Annotated in this window: 1 protein-coding gene; it reads right to left on the reverse strand. The window is 44.0% G+C overall.

Going from position 1 to position 343, the window contains the following annotated elements; translation table 11 throughout:
* Positions 1–343: hypothetical protein (locus HMPREF9441_RS18790; RefSeq protein ID WP_216593514.1), on the reverse strand; the 343-nt coding region annotated here is incomplete at both ends.

Consider the following 343-nt stretch of genomic DNA (forward strand, 5'->3'; position numbering starts at 1 on the left):
ATCTACTGTAATAGTAATCTCTGCCTCTTGTCCTGCTCCACAACCCAGAGGCTTGCTCACCTGTGCACTCGCCTCTAATGGATTGTGTATCGTTACCGTATAAACGCCCTCACAGCCTGTCGCTCTCTCTTTCAGTACTATAGAATATACCCCTGCTGATAAACCTGTAAATACATTATTACGTTCTTGCCAATGTAAACCACCATCTATTGAGTAGTCATAGTCTGCTATATCTGTCGCTGGTGCCCATACAGTTCGCGCCGTTGGCGTTACCGTAATAGCAAAAGTACCATTGCTACAGCCTGTATATTTTGCTTCATATACTTTAGGCTTAGGGTGTACT

The sequence above is a fragment of the Paraprevotella clara YIT 11840 genome (assembly GCF_000233955.1).
Lineage (GTDB): Bacteria > Bacteroidota > Bacteroidia > Bacteroidales > Bacteroidaceae > Paraprevotella > Paraprevotella clara.